The sequence below is a fragment of the Exiguobacterium chiriqhucha RW-2 genome, from assembly GCF_000416965.1.
GTDB lineage: Bacteria > Bacillota > Bacilli > Exiguobacteriales > Exiguobacteriaceae > Exiguobacterium > Exiguobacterium chiriqhucha.
The window spans coordinates 639,123-654,195 of the sequence record NZ_ATCL01000020.1 but is presented as its reverse complement, the minus strand read 5'-3'; the positions used below and the strand labels follow the sequence as shown (position 1 = coordinate 654,195).

Annotated in this window: 21 protein-coding genes and 1 pseudogene; 6 read left to right on the top strand and 16 right to left on the bottom strand. The window is 49.2% G+C overall.

Features of this window, described 5'->3' with window-relative positions; all coding sequences use genetic code 11:
• Positions 1-26 precede the first annotated feature (26 nt).
• Positions 27-839 carry an SDR family NAD(P)-dependent oxidoreductase gene (locus tag M467_RS27470; RefSeq protein WP_021067414.1) on the top strand — a complete coding sequence of 271 codons (813 nt, stop codon included), beginning with the start codon at positions 27-29 and terminating at the stop codon, positions 837-839.
• A gap of 66 nt (positions 840-905) precedes the next feature.
• The gene (locus M467_RS27465) at positions 906-1,451 is read left to right on the top strand and encodes an ATP-binding protein (RefSeq protein WP_021067413.1); all 546 of its coding nucleotides are present in this window, start codon (positions 906-908) and stop codon (positions 1,449-1,451) included.
• Here M467_RS27465 and M467_RS27460 read toward each other — a convergent pair.
• The 12 genes and pseudogenes from M467_RS27460 to M467_RS31895 all read right to left on the bottom strand — a co-directional run.
• The gene (locus M467_RS27460) at positions 1,445-1,810 is read right to left on the bottom strand and encodes a hypothetical protein (protein ID WP_021067412.1); all 366 of its coding nucleotides are present in this window, start codon (positions 1,808-1,810) and stop codon (positions 1,445-1,447) included. The genes M467_RS27465 and M467_RS27460 overlap by 7 nt on opposite strands.
• 59 nt (positions 1,811-1,869) lie before the next feature.
• Positions 1,870-2,850: a Gfo/Idh/MocA family protein gene (locus M467_RS27455; RefSeq protein ID WP_021067411.1), complete on the bottom strand. Its 981-nt coding sequence runs from the start codon at positions 2,848-2,850 to the stop codon at positions 1,870-1,872.
• A gap of 19 nt (positions 2,851-2,869) precedes the next feature.
• A complete protein-coding gene (locus M467_RS27450) occupies positions 2,870-3,346 on the bottom strand; it encodes a GNAT family N-acetyltransferase (protein ID WP_021067410.1) in 477 nt (158 codons plus the stop codon).
• 7 nt (positions 3,347-3,353) lie between these two features.
• Positions 3,354-3,836, bottom strand: coding sequence for an SRPBCC family protein (locus tag M467_RS27445; protein WP_021067409.1), 483 nt, complete (start codon positions 3,834-3,836; stop codon positions 3,354-3,356).
• Between the two features lie 13 nt (positions 3,837-3,849).
• Positions 3,850-4,644 (bottom strand): hypothetical protein, encoded by a 795-nt coding sequence (locus M467_RS27440; RefSeq protein ID WP_021067408.1) that lies wholly within the window; start codon positions 4,642-4,644, stop codon positions 3,850-3,852.
• 189 nt (positions 4,645-4,833) lie between these two features.
• Complete coding sequence (locus M467_RS27435) at positions 4,834-5,214, bottom strand: hypothetical protein (protein WP_021067407.1); 381 nt, start codon at positions 5,212-5,214, stop codon at positions 4,834-4,836.
• Between the two features lie 39 nt (positions 5,215-5,253).
• Positions 5,254-5,763, bottom strand: coding sequence for a GNAT family N-acetyltransferase (locus tag M467_RS27430; protein ID WP_031200235.1), 510 nt, complete (start codon positions 5,761-5,763; stop codon positions 5,254-5,256).
• A 25-nt stretch (positions 5,764-5,788) separates the two neighbouring features.
• Positions 5,789-6,550 (bottom strand): hypothetical protein, encoded by a 762-nt coding sequence (locus tag M467_RS27425; RefSeq protein WP_021067405.1) that lies wholly within the window; start codon positions 6,548-6,550, stop codon positions 5,789-5,791.
• 142 nt (positions 6,551-6,692) lie between these two features.
• Positions 6,693-7,406: a DUF2750 domain-containing protein gene (locus tag M467_RS31500; protein WP_021067404.1), complete on the bottom strand. Its 714-nt coding sequence runs from the start codon at positions 7,404-7,406 to the stop codon at positions 6,693-6,695.
• 219 nt (positions 7,407-7,625) lie between these two features.
• Positions 7,626-8,402: a hypothetical protein gene (locus tag M467_RS27420; protein ID WP_021067403.1), complete on the bottom strand. Its 777-nt coding sequence runs from the start codon at positions 8,400-8,402 to the stop codon at positions 7,626-7,628.
• Positions 8,403-8,473: 71 nt separating this feature from the next.
• Entirely contained in the window at positions 8,474-9,157 is a 684-nt protein-coding gene (locus tag M467_RS27415; RefSeq protein WP_021067402.1) for a hypothetical protein, read from the bottom strand.
• 40 nt (positions 9,158-9,197) lie between these two features.
• Positions 9,198-9,482: pseudogene (locus M467_RS31895) on the bottom strand (DUF5412 family protein); the annotation flags it as partial.
• Positions 9,483-9,710: 228 nt separating this feature from the next.
• Between M467_RS31895 and M467_RS27400 the strand changes: the two are divergent.
• Positions 9,711-10,028: a hypothetical protein gene (locus M467_RS27400; protein WP_021067399.1), complete on the top strand. Its 318-nt coding sequence runs from the start codon at positions 9,711-9,713 to the stop codon at positions 10,026-10,028.
• A gap of 12 nt (positions 10,029-10,040) precedes the next feature.
• Here the strand turns inward: M467_RS27400 and M467_RS27395 are convergent, their stop codons facing one another.
• Genes M467_RS27395 through M467_RS27385 form a run of 3 tightly spaced genes read right to left on the bottom strand, consistent with a single transcriptional unit; the run spans position 10,041 to position 11,698 of the window.
• Positions 10,041-10,760 carry a hypothetical protein gene (locus M467_RS27395; protein ID WP_144060668.1) on the bottom strand — a complete coding sequence of 240 codons (720 nt, stop codon included), beginning with the start codon at positions 10,758-10,760 and terminating at the stop codon, positions 10,041-10,043.
• The gene (locus M467_RS27390) at positions 10,750-11,337 is read right to left on the bottom strand and encodes a hypothetical protein (protein WP_021067397.1); all 588 of its coding nucleotides are present in this window, start codon (positions 11,335-11,337) and stop codon (positions 10,750-10,752) included. Before M467_RS27390 ends, M467_RS27395 begins: the two co-directional genes overlap by 11 nt.
• 58 nt (positions 11,338-11,395) lie before the next feature.
• Complete coding sequence (locus M467_RS27385; protein ID WP_021067396.1) at positions 11,396-11,698, bottom strand: hypothetical protein; 303 nt, start codon at positions 11,696-11,698, stop codon at positions 11,396-11,398.
• Positions 11,699-11,822: 124 nt separating this feature from the next.
• On the opposite strand from M467_RS27385, the gene M467_RS27380 reads away from it, so the two are divergent.
• Both M467_RS27380 and M467_RS27375 read left to right on the top strand, forming a co-directional pair.
• Positions 11,823-12,272 (top strand): hypothetical protein, encoded by a 450-nt coding sequence (locus tag M467_RS27380; RefSeq protein ID WP_021067395.1) that lies wholly within the window; start codon positions 11,823-11,825, stop codon positions 12,270-12,272.
• A gap of 196 nt (positions 12,273-12,468) precedes the next feature.
• On the top strand, positions 12,469-12,870 hold the full coding sequence (locus M467_RS27375; RefSeq protein ID WP_021067394.1) for a hypothetical protein: 402 nt from the start codon (positions 12,469-12,471) through the stop codon (positions 12,868-12,870).
• Here the strand turns inward: M467_RS27375 and M467_RS31495 are convergent.
• On the bottom strand, positions 12,867-13,661 hold the full coding sequence (locus M467_RS31495) for a helix-turn-helix domain-containing protein (protein WP_021067393.1): 795 nt from the start codon (positions 13,659-13,661) through the stop codon (positions 12,867-12,869). The genes M467_RS27375 and M467_RS31495 overlap by 4 nt on opposite strands.
• Positions 13,662-13,783: 122 nt before the next feature.
• On the opposite strand from M467_RS31495, the gene M467_RS27365 reads away from it, so the two are divergent.
• Positions 13,784-15,025, top strand: a complete 1,242-nt coding sequence (locus tag M467_RS27365; protein WP_021067392.1) for an MFS transporter — start codon at positions 13,784-13,786, stop codon at positions 15,023-15,025.
• Positions 15,026-15,073: the final 48 nt, after the last annotated feature.

Below are 15,073 nucleotides of genomic sequence, written 5' to 3'. Positions count from 1 at the left end.
CGATACTTGCTAAGGGAGAAACTGAAATGTACCCATTGAAAGGTAAAATCGCGCTCGTCGCCGGTGCTTCGCGTGGCGCCGGGAGAGGCATTGCCTTGGAACTCGGGAACGCCGGCGCGACCGTTTATGTGACGGGAAGAAGTTCTGGTTCGAAACGAACGGACGATCGACCGGAGACGATTGAAGATACGGCCTCTGCCGTCACGTCACGTAGAGGGACTGGAATCGCTGTCCCTTGCGATCATACGGATGAGCAAGAACTTGAACGCCTTTACGCTCGAATTAAATCAGAACATGGTCGCATCGATCTATTAGTGAATGGCATCTTCGGTGGTTCAGAAGATTCGGTACCTCGGGGACAAGGACGACATTTTTGGGAGAGACCGAACGAGCATTGGGATGCGATGATGGTCACAGGACCGAAGGCTTATCTTTCAACCATTCGACACGCCGTCCCGCTCCTTCAAGCAAGTGAACAGGCCGTCGTCATCAACATCACTTCGTTCACAGAAAGCGGAGTCGCCAGCAATCTGTATTATGATTTGGCCATGAACACCATCAATCGGATGACTTATGTGATGGCCAAGGAGTTCGAAGCCCTGAAGATTTCGGTTGTCGCCTTGAGTCCCGGCTGGATGCGTACGGAGCGTGTCCTCGACGCCGGCTTTAAACCAGAAGACGGAACGACAGAAACGACCGCCTACGTCGGTCGTGCCGTCGTCGCACTCGCGAACGACATGGACAACAACCAATATAGTGGCCAAACACTCACTGTCGCGGCGTTATCCGAACGTTATAGTTTTACAGATATCGATGGGTCTCGTCATTTACCGTTCTGAACTGAAACATAAATATTGATGGCTTCAAAGAAATTTATATTAGGTGCATAGACGGGAGGTAGAGAAATGAAACGTAGCATTCACATACTGGGCGCTTCGGGCTCGGGGACGTCCACACTTGGCGACGCGTTAGCGAACGTGCTGCCGCATACTTATCTCGATACGGATGACTATTTCTGGACCAACAAGTTCACCGAACCGAGACCAATACCTGAAAGACAGGAACTGCTCAAGAACGACTTAATGAACTCTGAACAGTGGATTTTGTCAGGGTCGCTTGTAGGTTGGGGCGACTGCTTCATGCCCTATTTTGATTTGGTTATCTTTTTATGGATTCCACCAGATGTTCGTTTGGCCAGATTACAACAACGTGAGCTCGAGCGCTATGGAGCGGAGGCACTCGCTGGCGGCAGCCTATACGAGCAATCACAAGCGTTTTTGAAATGGGCCGCCCTCTACGACCATGCCGGGACGGAAGTGAGAAGCAAGACGTTGCATGAACAATGGCTAGCTGAACTGTCTTGTCCCATCCTAAGAATCGAGGGCGACTACTCGACCGAGAAACGGATTGAGATGGTGCTGAATGTGTTAAAGCAGGATCAGCATCAATGATATTCCTTCCCGATCCTGATTTTGGTGAAATGAATTTCAGCGCTTGCGGGAGGGAACAACAGATTACATACGAATACCTCGGTTCCATCCAACATGTAACTCGAGACAGCGATATCGTGCATAAAGTAAGGTAGCTGGCCTCTTGTTAATTCCTTTACTGGTGCGACTCTGTCGTTTAAGGCAGCACATATGTCGACTTTGATACACCCTAAAAATTCGATTTGGTGATGATAAGGCTCATATTCTTCTTCGATTTTGATTAACACTTCATCCCCATAGTACCGACAATCACACCCTAGAACACGAGCATCCCAATAATGTATCTTTTCAATCTCCTCTAAAATCTCTTGTGCGTCCATTGTTGTTCCTCACCTTCTATTTAGAATAAGAGCCTCGAGCATGTGCTCGAGGCTCTTTGTTATGCGTCAGCCGGGTACCGCACGTCGATGCGCTGCCGGATATCGGTCATGACGTCCGCGAGTGTGAGCATATCGGCAAATGAGTGGATCTCGGTCTCCCGCTCCCCTTCCTCAATCATGTTCACGAACGTCTGAATCTCATACGTCATATGGCTCGCCTGTTCTAAGCCAAGTTCGACGGTCGTCCCGTCGCGGCCAACGAATGTCAAGCGGTCGAGCGAACCGATATCGTCAATCACGATGCGCCCCGCTTCCCCGATGATCTCGGACGGAGCGTCCGTGCCATGGATCTTCGAGTGGAGCACGATGATATCCATGCCGTCATACGATAAGATGGCCGAACCACTGCCGTCGACGCCTGACGCGAGCTTGACCGCGTTCGCCTGCACGGTGTCCGGTCGACCGAACAATTTCAGGGCCGGTCCGAGGCAATAGACTCCGAGGTCCATCAGCGAACCGTTCGAGAAGGCTGGATTGAACGTGTTCGGGTTGTCCCCGCGCTTATATAAGTCGTAACGGGACGAGTATTGCGACTTGTTCAAGATGACACGCCGGACCGGTCCGACGCGATGGAGTTCTTGACGCAACACATCGAAATTCGGCATGAATAGGTTGCGGAGCGCTTCGAGCAAAACGACGTCATGTTCGCGCGCCGTCTCAAGCATCTGTCTGACTTCCTCGACGTTCGAGGCGAACGGTTTCTCACAAAGGACATGCTTTCCGTGGCGCATGAACAGCAGGCTCTGCTCAGCGTGGAGCGAGTTCGGGCTCGCGACATAGACCGCATCAATCAACTCACTGGACGCCATCTCCTCGAGCGAGGTGAACGTGTTTGGAATATCAAATTTTTCAGCGAACGTTTTCGCTCGCTCGTCTGTCCGGGAATAGACAGCGGACACGGATGCGCCTTCGACTTCATGGGTCGCTTCAATGAAAGAACGGGTGATAAAGTTCGTGCCGATAATACCGAATCGAATCATAGGAAAATCCCTCTTTTCTTTAAGTTGTGATGACTTTGCTAAGCATGATTTCGTCATGGAGCGGGATGCCGTGCTCCCCGATGACAGGGATTGACGGCTTATGAAGCCGGGCCGCATCGACCGCACCCGAGATGATCCGTGCGAGGCGCCAGCCTCGACGTTGGTAAAAGGCGAGCGCCCGCAGATTGTCGTTCGTCGTGATGAGCGACAGCCGTTCGAGCTGATAGTGTTTGGCCACTCGCTCCACTTCATTGAGGAGCGCTGAGCCGATGCCACGCTTCTCCTGCAGACTGTCGAGCGAGATGATTTCAAGCTCGTCTTCCCGAATGACATACGTGACGAGCCCGATGATGACGTTCGTTTCCGACCAGACAAACCCGTCAAGCGTGGCGCAATCATACGTCCCGGTCGAGATGACCATCTCAGATGAGCCCCAGGCATCGATAAAAAATGCACGGACCGCGTCACGCGTCGAAGAGGTAATCGGTTCAATCATCGCCGAATCACTCCGCCTCTCGGACAGGTGACAGTTTTGGTTTACTCGCCTCGGCGTAAATCCGGAATTGTTTGAACTGTTCATCGTATACCAGCCGGATGGCCCATTTGAACGCCTTCACATAAAGGGCATAGAGCCATGAGGATGGAATGAGTGAGATGCGAATCGTCACGTCGGTCCCGTCTGCCGTCTCGCTCAACGTATACGTCGCAATCGACACCCCTTGATTCGTCACCGCCTGCACCTCGCATTCGTGAGGACGATTGACATGCGTCAACTCGGATTCGACCCGAATCTCTTTTTTCTCGAACTGTTGGACCGAGATGAACCGTTTTCCTGTCACGAGTGAGGCGTCACCATCCTCGTAAATGTTTTCAATCAAATGGTCGTTCCATTTGATGATGTGTTCGTCTTCTGCTAGACAAGCGAACGTGTGGTCAATCGGTGCGTCGATTGTCATTGTATATGTAGCCACTTCAAGTTGTTTCAAAATCAAATCCCCCTTAAGAAATCCCTTTCGGATAACGGATATACTGTCGCTGCCCCTCGATGATTGCTTTATTTTTATTGATCAAGTGGTCATAATTCAGCTTGAACATTTGGTCAAAATCATTGGCCTCGATCACGTCTAGAGACTCCATGTTCTTTTGCATCTTTTCTTTGCCGACCGCAATCCCTTTAATGAATTTCTTTTCTTCTCGAGACAGGCTCGACCACTCTTTCGTATTTTCGAGAAACGCCGCGAACGCTTGAACGTCTTCACCCTGACTCGTTAAAATCTTCAACGTTTGATGTTGATAGATATCTGCGAGCACGGCGAATTCTTTCATCTTAGACAAATCTGTGTCCGTAATGTGCTTTCGGATTAATACGTCATCGTTATAATACGCCGTATAGTCCTGAAGCATCTGATTAAACGTTTGCTGAATCTCCCAAAAGTGAGCAAATGCGTCTCTCCCTTGTTGAACCTGAGGGCTTGCGTTCATAACCGGTATGTCCAACGGTTTCGTGTAATAAGAGATTGGAATGTTTGAGCGTTCTGTCGCCATACGCGACAGGTTGCCGCTTAAGTCGGCAAAATAAGACAGGTTCGGTTGCGCAATCAGCACTTCGTCCACGTTCTCATCCCCGATTGTGAAGTAGGCGCTTGCCACCGGTTGATTGTTTCGCGTAAAGCCTGCCATGTAGTATGGCGTTCCGTTAACCATCCAATAGACTGGATTGACAAACACGCCTTCGGTCCATTTCCGATGCTTCTTTGCCTTTTTCATAAGTAATTTCGTTGTTTGATCCCACATCGTTGAATCTCCCCTTTTATATCATGTTGATGATCTGTTCATCTTAAGCTAGACAAATGAACGTCTGGTAACTCGGTAAGGGAACTAGTCCGCTGATAGGTGGACACTTCGATTGGTTGCTTCTTAGTTCCTCTATTCATTGCAGTGAGATTTTTTTCGACTCCATTCGTCGTCCTTGTCGGGGGACGACTAGAGTGATGAACGTCTGCTTAATATCACCCACTCGACTCGAGCAAGGGTTGACGCTCCTATAAATACGGCCGGTACAGCAGAATCACGATACATATCGGACTCGGTTGCAAGTCCGTTCATCCACATTTGAATCGATGCTTCGGGTAATGTCAGTGTAATCAACGTTTTCTCAATCTGAAGCGAAGATTGATCACCGCGTTGCACCGTCAGACGCGTTTGAATTTGAGAGGCACCTGAACCATGCGTCTTGTACATGACATCGAACGATTCGATTGAACCATCTAGGCACTGACTCAACTGGCGATGTATTACGAGACGTTTCGATGCCGGATAAAATAAGTTGACGATGGTTTGCGAATCACGAACAAATTCTAGCATAGGGCTCCTTTCCAAGGCTGGACCTCGAAGTTTGATTGTTCAATCAAGTGCTTTCTCGAAACAAATATACCGTTCATGCCCTTTCGGTTTCGAATCAAAATGGACGCTTCCACGTTCGACATAGCCGTGTTGTTTGTAAAAGTTGCAGGCTGCCTCATTCCCTGAGAAGCTGTCGAGCCGGATGCTGGTGTAGCCTTCCGTTTTCGCGAACTGTTCCGAGGCATGCAATATGGCTTTTCCACTCCCTTGACCTTGCCGCTCCGGATGCACCATCAAGGAATGGATGACGAGCGGGTGATCGTGACGCCAGTCAATCGTTTCCCATTCCGGCGACTGCCATTGATCGAGTACAACGACTCCAAACAACTCCTCACCGTCTCTCATGATATAAACAGAATCGTCTTTGATACATTCCTCAAAGTAGGCGCGGTTCGGATACGTGTCGTCCCATTGAAAAATCTGTCGGGTGAACAAATCGTCTTTACAAGCGAGATACAGTCGTTCGATTGCATTCACATCTGATGGTCTGGCTAGTGAGATTGTAGTCATTCCAATGCTCCGTTCCTGAAGGTAATTATTTCGTATTGATAATCCGTTCGTATTTTTTATACTCGTCGTGGTCCATGCTTAGACCGAGCAGCTCAGCGATTGTGTCTTGTCGCCACGTGGTGGGATTAAAATACTGCGAGCCCGTGTTGAACCAGCGCCCCTTTTGATCGAATCCCCACGTATCCTTCACCCGGTCAAGCCCTTGCTGTAGAAGCATCTTTCCTTCTGCTGGATTGACTCGCAAGCGATGTTCGCCGAGACGAATATATGGTTCGACGGCCCATGGGCATCGTTCAATCGCTCGTTGAACATATGTATAATCGAGATGATCGATGTCTCTCCTCGCCAACGCAATACATAGCAGGCCACTCACTTCTTCCGCCCCGTGTTCGATGAGCGACTCTGCCAAGGCGACATCCTCGTCCGTGATGACAAAGTCATTCCACCCCGTCCAATATAAGGCGAGCGCGAAATAGAACGGGTCATCCGGATGAAACGTATAGGCAGTGAGACCGAAGCTGTTCACCCGGGCAAAATCTTCGATGGTATCGATCAACTCATACCCGATGAGCATGTCCCATCGGCTGTGATCGGTCGGATTTATCATCACACGGTCAATCAACATCTGTTCGATGCCCCGGGTCTGTCGAAGGTAATGTTCGAGCTGTTTGAACTGGTTTGCCTCAACGTAGGCATCGATGCGATCCATCATCGCCTGTTGCTCCAACGAAAGGGTCTCGTTGCCTGAATACAGCTCAAAGATATTCCCTACGTTATAATCATTCAAAGACGTGTTCTCCTCTCACGCGTCGCTTTCCACGATGAGCGCTAGTAATTCTGTCGATATGATTGCGTTTTTAGAAAAAGAATTTATCATATTCGTTGCTATATTTTTTTTAAATATAACGCATACGGTATTTGAAATAAAATTATTCGAAATACTCTAGAATGGTTTCTGGGTCATATTCCAACCCAACCAGTTCGCTCGACCAATCAAGGCCGCACAGCAGCTCATCATCCGACATGTTCGGCAACCAGCGTTCAAGGAACAAATCGACCGGCAACTCGATCACATGATAGTCGGCCCATTCTTCAGCCCGGCAAGCGAGTGCAAGCTCTCGGGACGAAAAGAATAACAAGACGTCTGTGTCTTCTTCGACGTGCGATGGTGCGTACGCCCACCCCTCGTCTTGCTCTGCAGATAATCCAAAGACGAGTCCATTCTCCTCGACTCGTTCGCAAAACGTCTCGAGCACGTCGCTTTCCGCCTGCTTCACTTCGACGAACGCCTCAAACGAAAGCGCCGCCACCTCGAGTTCATCTAACTCGTGCCACCAGACGTAAATCGTCTCCCGGTCGTCTTTTAGAAAACCGAGCTCATCACCAGACCCATTCGTCGCAAGCGTCACGAACCCTTCCGGCAACTCCTCTTGCTTCAATTCGTTGGCTCGAATCACATCATCCCACGTCTTATTGAAAAACCGCTCGTCCTTGATCGGATAAAAGAACCAATCCCCAAGTTCGAACTTGTTCCCATGACCCCATGCGTCACGTAAGCCGCCCGGGAAGCGTGACCCCACTTGTTGCTCTACCTGTTCAATCGTTTCGACCGAAAATCCTGGAAGGTTTGTCTCAAGTCTCATCTCATCGCCCTCTTTCTAACATCAATAACATGAGTATACTGAATTTACAAAAAAGAGGGAATTGATTCCGACAAGTTGATTCAATGATTAACGCGATTCTGTATGACCAGACGTGTAAAACGTAAAAAAGGACCTGTAGACCAGGTCCATCGTCACGAGAAATCATTCGGTTGTAAGTAGTAACTTCTTAGTCGATTCAACGACTACCTATATGCGTCATCACTCGTTAACGAGCTGAACGCCGCTCACTTCATAATCACCGATTTGAATGAAGTGGAACCGTCCGTCCTCGGCTAACCCTCTTGCGTTCCCCGAAACTTTAGCTACGATGTGAGGGCGTTCCCGCTTGCCGAACGGCCACCTGTACAACAATCCGTCTTTTACGAAGTAGCCGACCTGACCTCGAACGGTCAGCGCCGAGCTATCGTGAAGAAGCTTCGGTGTCTTATACTTGTTGAGTCGACCGGTTGAATCAACATGAATCAAGTCATACCAAATCGACGGACAGAGCCATACCCCGGTTTGATTTGCTTTCAACAATTCGCAGTCGACAATGGTCGGCGGACGTACAAAATCTGACTGATAGCGTTGTAACACTTCCCCTGTCCTCGAGAAACAGACGAGTGCCTCGGTGGATATCCCTTCCCCGAACACCCCTTCATCGGCATAGCCGATCCAAATCCCCGTGTCGTTGACGGCGACAGCTCCGATGGCGTTGCCCGCATGGAACGAATGAAGTATCGACCCTCGCCCATCGATGACCCAGGCGTTGCCGGGTGTACCTTCGTGCGTCACATCGACGACGAGAAACGTTTCTGAATCAAGGAGACGGATGAATGGCGAACTCAAATGAAACGGCAGTCGCAGCGTCCGCTCGTTCCAATTGACGACCGGGTCATCCTGATTCACTAGAACAATCACTTCGTCACCTGATAAATCGGCATCAATTATGCTAAACCCATCCATTTTAAATAACGTCTCAACATGCAGTTCCATCCAGTTTCACCTCCCATATTCACCGCTATCTTGTTGTTCAATCGAACACGATGAATCGTTTATACGTTTACTCAACGAGTTAGACGGTCTTGATACTGCTCGAGCCTTCTGCGGAAGCGGTCAACTTCTTCCGGAGTCACCGAATCGGTCATTCCATAGCGCTCGTCCAAATAAGGCTTGAAATCGATGTCCGTCAATTCAATGCGTCGTGCCCACTCTAAAACCGTTTCTGTCGGCAACCATTTCTTCGCCGGTGGTAACATCTGATTGAACGCGATGAGCGCATCCCGAATCGTCACACCGGTCCAAGCCGGTTCCTCGAAATATGTCATCGAACTCGGAACTGGATGACGCGAGAACGTCCGTGTCGTGAACGAAGCGGTTTCACTGGCACGTTTACGAGGCTTAAAGTGATATTTGAAGGTAAAGATCAGTCCTCCAAGCACCACAAAAGCTAAAAACAGCAACCAATAGAAGAGGCCATCGCCTCGTTCGATGACGGTCGTCACAGAATCAATCGTATAATCCAAATAGTCCAGTTTCAGACGAGTCTGTTCTTCTTCTTTCGGTATCCTCATCTTTCCTTCGGACGACTCCATCATACACTCAGATTCTGCCGGTGTCGGTCGCAACTTCAAGCCTGACGTCGTAGGGCGATACCACCACTCGATTAAAAATGAGACGAGACGTATTCCGACAATGACCATCCCTACTGTCAGCACTGCGGTCAAGCCAAGCCGAATCATCCAACGCATGGCGTCGCCCCCCTCGATTATGGAATCGTTTCACTGATCATCAATTTGGAATCGACGAATTAACCTCACGTTCCGCGATGCCGTACCGGAAGTCATACACGTCCATCATCTTTTTTAGTTTGATGTCGTTTACAAATATGTGTGCGTCGTCCCAATCGACGGAAACCGTCTCACATGGATATTCCCAAAAGATTCGAGCCCGTTCCCCTGTTTCTTTCCGCTCCATCACCCCGAGCATAGCAAAGTCGGTCGTCGCGCCTCCGCTCGTTCGATAAAATTCGACTGTGAAGGCACCGTCTGGAGAATCCTCTTCATAGACGAGGTCTCCGACAGGGACGCCGTCAAGAAATCAAAGATGGCGTAGAAAAAACCGGCTAACAGAAGCATTATACCTATAGTAGCTACAGTCAAATTCATCTTTTTGCTCACTTTAAACTTCTGCAAACCATCGCACCCTTCCAGCCCCATACATTCGATTCAAATTGTTAATCAATTCACATCGTATTATAATTATTGTAATCTATATCCATTTTATAACAAAGGGGATTGTCGTTTGCGCATTCGAATACTTGGCATCTTATCTTTTGTCGCCTGGAATTACATTCTCGGTCGTCAGTACTTCTATGTGGAAGGCGTTTTAATCGATCAAAACCATTTCATCATTGAGCTGATTGGATTTGAGACCTTTTTATTTTTGCCATTCCTCATGATGGTGTCCGTGATTCCGCTCACGAGCGCCATCATCTCAGAATATACGATTCGATACTTCAACAAACGAGACAATCCGCGCCTACTTGGTTCACTCACTGCGCTCTATTCGATCGCGACGATTCACTTATGCTGGTTCATCTGGTCCTTTATCTACGGTTAACCGCACGGCAATCTAGCGCTCTGAACGTCTTTGCTCGAGCTGAACAGCCCCGACAACACAGCTACCATCTTGTTTTGGATAGATGCGATACCGAAAACAATCACCGAACATTCCGATGACATCCACTGTATACAGCGTCTCCCAATGAAGCCGATACCACTGACGAGACAGGCGATAGGACGCGGGGAATGAGGCGACAAATTCATATGGTTCGAGACGAATGACCGTATCGCGCTGAATCAACTTACGTTTCTGGCGCACATCAAACAACTCCAAAATCAGTTCTGCATCACTCGAATGAATTTGCACCTTAAGTGTCGCCCGAATCGATCCGGGTTTATTCACTTCTGACATCAGCCGAGAAGAGAACGCATATTCATTTGTTTCGACGTGATCACGCAAGGTTTGGATGATGTAATCGGTAAAAACCGTAACATCATATGACTGAAGCGCTCGTTCTATCTCTGCCAACACAGACGGCATGAGGGACACATCTTCATTCAACATCGTGATATAGACTGGATAAGCACCGAACGAGTGTCTTATGTCTTCAACGTGTTCATGTAATGTTACATCACAAAATAGGACGGTGATGCTCGACTCTTTTGGGAGCGTTAGCTTCAATTGACGAATCTTTTGGTGGTACAGCCAAAGCAACGAATCAACGCCACCCACATCATAAATCTGCCACGCACCACCTTCTTCAACCACTCGCTGAACCTCAATCCTCATCTTGACGCATCCCTTTCCGCATTTGCTCGATCCATTCGTCCAAATCGACTTCATCATAAAAATAAGAACCATTCTCGCCCGGCATATCGATCACGCTCAATTCATTCAGTGCATCAAGCATTGTCCCTTCCATCATCTCGTTTTCCGATTGCCAGAGCACACGTCCGGCCCAAGAGGAGACGTTTTCCCGAGTCAATACCCCCGTCTTCACATACAGAATCCATTCGATCATCTCCTCGAACGTCGGGGTATTACGATTTCGAGGAAATTCTTGTTCAGACAACTCTCCAAGATTTAAACGTTGCGTCAAGAGCAATAGTCGTTCTTTCGTCGGCGCCCAGCTCATAACCGTTTCAATCGGTGTGCGAATCACATCACTCGGTCTGTATTCGTCGTCACAAAAGAATAGCTCCCCATTGTCTAAATCGATCGCTAACCAACTCCTCACACTGTCGTAACCAATACGGATGAACCGCAAGTCGGTTTCTTGTAAAGCACGAAGTTGTGCGGCATCTTCCATCGTCAACAGCCTTGCTTGTCTTGAAGCTCCGTCTGTCGTGAACATCTGACGTTCCATTTCCTCCTCACCTAATGAAGAAATGATGACGTGCTGTTCAAACAATGGCCCGCCCATCTTACCGTAACCAATCTTTGACGGAAGTCGACAACGTCTCCTCTACTTCGAACGTCTCATGACTGACGATGACGACGTGATTCGTCTCGATGTTCACGCAGACAGGATCACCTAAAAAGTCCTCATACCCGATGACATAGAGTTCGTCCGGCCATGGCTCCTCGTCGTCCTGATACTCGTCCTGTACTTCCTCGAAACGAACGTTCTCGTTGATGAATGCGAAACGAGGTAACCCTTCTATATCTTCGAGCTTGATTTCGAGCTCTTCCGTCGGCAATAGTACTTTCAATTCATCTGTTGTCATCGGTGTTCCACCTTTCTTTTTTGGTCTGACTTCACCTGTCCATCTTGACACAATATCCCCTTAGTGTAAAATTACACTTGTAAGTAAATGTAAATATAACCCTCATCAAGAAAGGGGTGTCCTGATGGGCAATCCAAAGAAATGCCTCATCGTCTTGTCAGCGATTTATGTACTCGCATTTATCGTGAACCTGATTCCATCCATAATGTTCCCTGATGCGACGATATTGCCGATTCATGCGGTCGCCTCCGGCTTACTGCTCGTCTGCATGTTCGGGACGTGTTTATTACGGAATCGTGTCGCCAAACTGTTGATTATGGCTATTCTGTTCGCAAGTGTGACCGTGTTTACACTGATCAGTTTCGAGTCATACGTCTATGACATCGTGCTACTGGATGCCTTGTTCTCGATTCAGTATCCGCTCTACATCCTGTTCGTGACACCACTGTTCGGGCTCAACTACTTCCTGAACGTCAATCCGGAATACGTCGCGTTGCTCGTCTTTTTCATCGCAATTTTGTTGCTCGTCATCCACGAACTCGCAGTGACACGATTCGATCGAGTTAAATCATAAACGAAAGTAGCATGACGCGTCGTTTTTAAGCGGTGATGATTTGTGGCACGAGCCTTTTCATGTCCATCGTTTACCTTTTGTTCTCACCGAATTGGATTGGGCCTTTGTCCGTATGGATACTAGAAGCAATTGTGCTATGGTGAGGATTCACCTTCAATATGAATCAAACAAAATAACATACTCTAGGAGGAGTCATATGAACTTCTATATCGGCTCACGCTTCGCAAACATCGAACGAGTGAGAGCGCTGCGTGATCGTCTACTCTCACAAGGTCACACCCATACATACGACTGGACGACGAATGACCGCGCGACGTCACTTGAGGACTTGCAAGCCATCGGCACGAGCGAGTTTGAGGCAATCAGGGCGTCGGACTTCGTCGTCATCTTACTGCCGGCTGGCAACAGCAGCCATGTCGAGCTCGGAATCGCCCTTGGTGCAGGTGTTCCCGTGTTCATCCATGACGCTACAAATCGCTTCGACGATGTTGAGACGACGAGCACGTTCTATCATTTGCCGCACGTTACCCAATTGACGGGACCGCTCGAGGACGTACCGCTTGCCATCACGACCCACTTCGCACGCAATGCCCGTTAAGTCGTCTCGACCCGATGCCCTTTGTTCTCCCGGAACCGTGCCGGCTTGCAACCGACCCAGTCAATGAAATGCTTGTTCAGCTGGGCCGGGCTGCTGAACCCGACGGCGATGCTCACCTCGAGCAAATTCAAATTTGAATAGCGCAATAAGTGTTTAGCCTTCTGAAGCCGTAATCGGGTGATGTATTGATACGGGGTGTACCCGGTCAACACATTAAAATTGCGGATGAACTGATATTTGCTCTGGTTCGCCAATCGGCTCAAGTCGTCGACACGGATAACTTGGGCCACATTCTGTTCGATATACGAGAAGACGGCGTCATATGATTCGTCTTCGCTGAACGCAGAACGTTCCGCGACGAACGTCTTTAGGAACGAGTAGATGTCACGTTCGAGCGTCGCATCTCCGTACTCAAGAAACTCGCGCATCCACATGTTGACATGACGTTTCAACATCTCCGGTACGATCGTCGTTAGCTCTTGAAACGTGACCGGTGTATCCTCTCCGCTCGACTGTTGCCACCACCGGTCGAACTCATGCTTGTCGAAGTCCATCGTCACGAACGTGGCCTGTTCACTCGTGACGAAGCGCTGGCATTGTACCTCTGGGCCACATAAGATTGCCTCTCCGTCCTGTAATCGAAAGTCCCGCAATCCGACACAAACACCTATCTTCCCAGAGAGTGTCACGGTCAATCGATGCCTGGCCGTCTCGACCATGTCCTCTTGCCACCCACTTCGTTCATTCCTGACTTGAATGTTCACATTTGGTAACTCCAACTTTAGCTGCATGATGACCCTCCTATTATTGCGGAACAATTGCGCAATTCTCGACACGACGCAAGCCGCCTCACCTTCCATAATCGAAGTAGACCGATCACAGGTCGACAATTCGATGAAAGCCAGGTGTCCATATGTTCCACTCGTTACATCCCAATTTAAAAATCAGAATCACCATCAACTTCATTCAAAAATTGACGCAGACGGCCATCTTCCCGTTCATGACGATTTATTTTGCCCAACAGTTCGGGGTGACGCTTGCCGGCGTCTTGATTTTGATGACGACTGTGCTGTCCTTCATCGGCAGCCTGTACGGCGGTGCTTGGTCTGACCAATATGGCCGCAAACGAGTCCTCGTCTCCGGGGAACACCTCCGCCTATTGAGCCTCGTCGCCATGGCGTTCTGCAACTCCGCATTTCTGACCGCCCCGACACTGACGTTCGTCTTCTTTTTGATGAACAACATCGTAAGTGGCATCGTCACACCAGCGAACGAGGCGATTTTAATTGATGACAGTACGAGCGATAATCGTAAATTCTTGTACGCGCTCAGTTACTGGACGCTCAACATCTCCATCGTCGTCGGCAGCATCGCCGGTGGCTTCCTGTTCCAAGCGCATCTGTTCGACCTTTTGGTTGGCGCGGCGCTGGCATCGTTTGGGTGCCTGCTGTTGATTCGGATGCGATTGAACGATACGTATCGACCGCAGTCGGGCACGTCCCCTCTTTCTTGGCGCGGGCTCTATCACGGCTACGCGATCGTGTTTCGCGACCGGTTGTTCACCGCATATTTAATTGCCGGTGTGTTGACGCTGTCGCTCGAACTGCAATTGACCCACTATCTCGCCGTTCATTTCGTGGACACGTTTACGACGCCACAGTTGCTGTTCGGCGTCCCGTTCGAAGGGACGATGCTGCTCGGTGTGTTGCGGAGCGAGAATACGGTGCTCGTGCTTCTGTTCAGCTTCCTCGTCTTGAAATGGACGAATCCGTTCAACGAGCGTTCGGTGCTATATACCGGGGTCGTCCTATTCAGTGGCGGATTTGCGATGCTCCTCGTCAGCGATTCTATTGTTATTATGCTATTAGGTACGTTCGTGTTCACACTCGGGGAGTTGTTGTACGTCCCGATTCACCAGGCGCTACTCGCACGGCTCATGGATGAATCGAGGCGCAGCCAATACCTGGCTGTCAACGGGCTTCGTTATCGGGGAGCACTACTCATCGGCGCCGTGAGCGTCTCGTTGTATGGATGGATTCCGCCATTCATGATGGCGGTCGTCTATATTACGTTCGGGGCGACGGCCATCTGGCTCTATCAAAAAGTATATCGCAGCCTCTTTATCCAATCTATGGAAAGTGAGCAAGTCGGATAATCAAATCCATAAAATTTTGAAATCATTTGGATTTTTCTAGTGTATCAA